This is a genomic window from Oerskovia gallyi, assembly GCF_014836745.1.
Lineage (GTDB): Bacteria > Actinomycetota > Actinomycetes > Actinomycetales > Cellulomonadaceae > Oerskovia > Oerskovia paurometabola.
The window spans coordinates 463,097-466,623 of record NZ_JACSQE010000001.1; the positions used below are offsets into that span (position 1 = coordinate 463,097).

Here is a 3,527-nt window from a genome sequence, read left to right on the forward strand (position 1 = left end):
GGGGGGGGCGGGGGGGGGGGGGGGGGGGCGGGGCGCCGTCGGGCTGTCCGGCCTGGGGCGCGGCGTTGTGCTGCGCAGATCGGGTCGACCGGGATCAGCCTTCTGACCTGCCCTTTTACCAGGATGGCGTCTTGATGACACCACTTTCTCAGATGGATGACGCCATTTCTCTTGCGGTGACACCATTGATGGTGTCATAGTGGCGTCATGGAACTTACGAGATACGTCGACGAGTTGCAGCACCAGCTCGCCACCGCAGCCGCCGCTGGCGGGGACGAGGCCCGTGAGCTCGCCGGCCGCCTGTCGGCCCCGCTCGACGCCGCCGTCCGGCTCGTCCTGCTCGAAGCCCTCTCGACCGCGGCGACCGAGATCACGGCCGAGCTCGCGCCGGGGGCGGTCGACGTCCGGCTCCGAGGGCGTGACCCCGAGTTCATCGTGACTCCCGCACCGACCTCGGCCTTCGAGGAGGACGCCGCCCCGGCGGCCGAGCCCGCCCGGGCGGCGGTGCTCGACCCCGACGACGTCAGCACGTCCCGCACGACGCTCCGCCTGCCCGACCAGCTCAAGGTGCAGGTCGAGGAAGCGGCAGCCCGTGAGGGCATGTCCGTCAACACGTGGCTCGTGCGCGCGGTCGCCGCCGCGCTCGCTCCCGTCGCCCCGTCCCGCCCGGCTCCCCGGGCCACCAGCACCTCCGGTCGCGTGACCGGCTGGGTGCGCTGACCCACCACCCACCACCGCCACACCCCCGCGCCCCGCCTTCCCGGGGCGGACACGCTCACCCCTCTGGAGGATCCGCCATGCCCACTTTCGCCGCCCCCACGCCCGTCCCGGTCGTCATCGACGTCCCCTTCGGCAACCTGTACGTCGTCGCCGGCGAACGGGACGACGTCGTCGTGACCGTCCTGCCGGCCGACCCGGGCAAGTCCGGCTCGGTCCGTGCCGCCGAGGAGACCCGCGTCGAGCGCGACGGCGACGCCATCGCGATCGTCTACCCCAACGCCTGGAAGCAGTACGTCCTGCCGTTCGCCTCCGGTGGCGCGAAGGTCACCATCGAGCTCCCCGCGGGGTCGGACCTGCGCGGCAAGGCCGGCTCCCTCTACGCGGAGGGCCGGCTCGGGACCGTCGACCTCAACCTCAACGGTGGCAACGCCCGGCTCGACGACGTCGACCGCCTCGACATCAAGGTCTCGGCCGGGTCGCTCAGCGTCGGCCGGGTCTCCGGCACCGTCGAGGCCACCGTCTCGGCGGGCGGCCTGCGCGTCCGCGAGCTCGACGGCGACGCGACCGTCAAGGTGCCCAACGGCACCACCGAGATCGGCAGGACGACCGGGAGCCTGCGCGTCAACGGCGCGCACGGGGACATCTCGATCGACCGGTCGCACGGTGAGACCGTCGTCAAGTGCGCGCACGGCGGGATCCGCGTCGAGCAGGCCGTGAACGGTCGCGTCCAGCTCGAGAGCTCGTACGGGTCGATCGAGGTCGGCGTGCCCGAGGGCACGGCCGCCTGGCTCGACGCGACCTCCCAGCACGGCCAGGTTCGCAACCTCCTGCAGGACGCCGCCGGTCCCGGCGAGTCCGACCTGACGGTCGAGGTCCGCGCAGGCACCAGCTACGGCGACGTGATCGTGCGCCGCCCGCACGCCTGAGGCCGCCTCTCCTCCCTGTCCTCAGCAGAAGTGCTCTCCCCGCTCGTCACTGCTCCACCCGCTCGTCCACCACCCTCGAAGGAGAAGCTCATGACCACCACAGTCCGCGGACCCGCGATCGAGGTCGCCGGCCTGCGCAAGTCCTACCGCTCGAAGTCCGGCACCCAGCTCGTGCTCGACGGCGTCGACCTCGTCGTCCCGGCCGGGACGATCACCGCGCTGCTCGGCCCCAACGGCTCGGGCAAGACGACGACCGTGGGCGTCCTGTCGACCCTGCTCGCCGCCGACGCCGGCACGGTCCGCGTCGCGGGCCATGACATCGCCCGCGAGCCGGACGCCGTCCGTGCCTCGATCGGCGTGACCGGCCAGATCACGGCCGTCGACGAGCTGCTCACCGGCACCGAGAACCTGCGGCTCATGGCCGACCTCAACCACCTCGGGAAGTCCGCCGGACGTCGCCGCGCGACCGCGCTGCTCGAGCAGTTCGGTCTCGCCGAGGCCGCGGGCAAGCCCGTGGCCACCTACTCGGGGGGCATGAAGCGCAAGCTCGACCTCGCGATGACGCTCGTCGGCACACCGTCGGTCGTCTTCCTCGACGAGCCGACGACGGGTCTCGACCCCCGCAGCCGACGCACTCTGTGGGACGAGGTGCGCGCGCTCGTCGAGGGCGGCACCACGATCCTGCTCACCACGCAGTACCTCGAGGAGGCGGACCGGCTCGCCGACTCCGTCGCGGTCCTCCACGGCGGCCGCATCGTCGCCGAGGGCACGCCCGCCGAGCTCAAGTCCGTGCACGACGCGGGCTCGCTCGACGAGGTCTTCCTGGCACTGACCGAACCGCCCACCGAGGAGGAGGCCGGCAGCGACGCCGCTGCCGCCGCCGGTCCGACACAGGACAAGGAGAACGTCCGATGACTGCCATCGCCACCACCGCCCCCACCACCACGGCCCGGCCCCGTCCGGTCGCCGACGTCGGGACCATGCTGCGCCGCAGCCTGCTGCGCGCCGTGCGCTACCCGGGCCTGACGGTCTTCATCGTCGGCGGCCCGATGGTCATGCTGCTGCTCTTCGTCTACGTCTTCGGCGGGGCGTTCGGTGCCGGCGTGGCTCCCGGGATCACGCCCGGCGCCGACGGCCGGGCTGCCTACCTGGACTACATCACGCCGACGCTCCTGGTCATCACCGTCGTCGGGGGCGCGACGTCAGTCGCGGTGAGCGCCGCGATGGACGCCGCGAGCGGCATCATGTCCCGGTTCAAGACCATGGCGATCTCGCCCGGGTCCATCCTCTCGGGGCACGTCCTCGGGTTCGCCGTGCAGGCCCTGATCGCCGTGGTCCTCGTGCTCGGAGCCGCGATCGCCATGGGCTACCGCCCCCAGGCCGACGCGCTCGACTGGCTTGCCCTCCTGGGCCTGTTCGTCCTGCTCGGGATCTGCCTCAACTGGCTGTGCGTCGCCATGGGGCTCAACGCCCGCAGCGTCGAGACCGCGAGCAACACGCCCATGCTCCTGCTGCTCCTGCCCTTCCTCGGCAGCGGGTTCGTGCCCGTCGAGACCATGCCGACGGCCGTGCGCTGGTTCGCCGAGCACCAGCCCTTCACGCCCATCATCGACACCGTGCGCGGGCTGCTCGCCGGGGGAGCGGGGCTCGCGGGCTCGACCGCGGTGCAGGCCGTGGCCTGGTCCGTCGTGATCGGGGTCGCGGGCTACGTGTGGGCGCGCGTGCTCTTCCGTCGCGAGCGTCGCCTCTGAGACGGGCACCGCGAGTCTCGGCGCGGTGAGCGCCGCCGGCCGGGCCCCGGGGCGGCCCGGGGGGGCGCGACCGTGTCCTCCTCACCGCCCCGTTCCACGACCGTGAACGTCGCCGTCTGCGGGTCCGAGG

The 3,527-nt window shown here is 72.8% G+C and carries 4 protein-coding genes; all 4 read left to right on the plus strand.

The window, feature by feature from the left end; genetic code table 11:
* Positions 1–207 precede the first annotated feature (207 nt).
* The 4 genes from H9640_RS02065 to H9640_RS02080 all read left to right on the plus strand — a co-directional run bounded on the left by H9640_RS02065 (position 208) and on the right by H9640_RS02080 (position 3,397).
* On the plus strand, positions 208–720 hold the full coding sequence (locus tag H9640_RS02065; RefSeq protein ID WP_191789050.1) for a histidine kinase: 513 nt from the start codon (positions 208–210) through the stop codon (positions 718–720).
* 77 nt (positions 721–797) lie between these two features.
* Positions 798–1,646 (plus strand): DUF4097 family beta strand repeat-containing protein, encoded by an 849-nt coding sequence (locus tag H9640_RS02070; RefSeq protein ID WP_191789051.1) that lies wholly within the window; start codon positions 798–800, stop codon positions 1,644–1,646.
* Positions 1,647–1,736: 90 nt separating this feature from the next.
* Positions 1,737–2,561 (plus strand): ABC transporter ATP-binding protein, encoded by an 825-nt coding sequence (locus H9640_RS02075; RefSeq protein WP_191789052.1) that lies wholly within the window; start codon positions 1,737–1,739, stop codon positions 2,559–2,561.
* Positions 2,558–3,397, plus strand: coding sequence for an ABC transporter permease (locus H9640_RS02080; RefSeq protein WP_191789053.1), 840 nt, complete (start codon positions 2,558–2,560; stop codon positions 3,395–3,397). The genes H9640_RS02075 and H9640_RS02080 overlap by 4 nt, the downstream gene beginning before the upstream one ends.
* Positions 3,398–3,527: the final 130 nt, after the last annotated feature.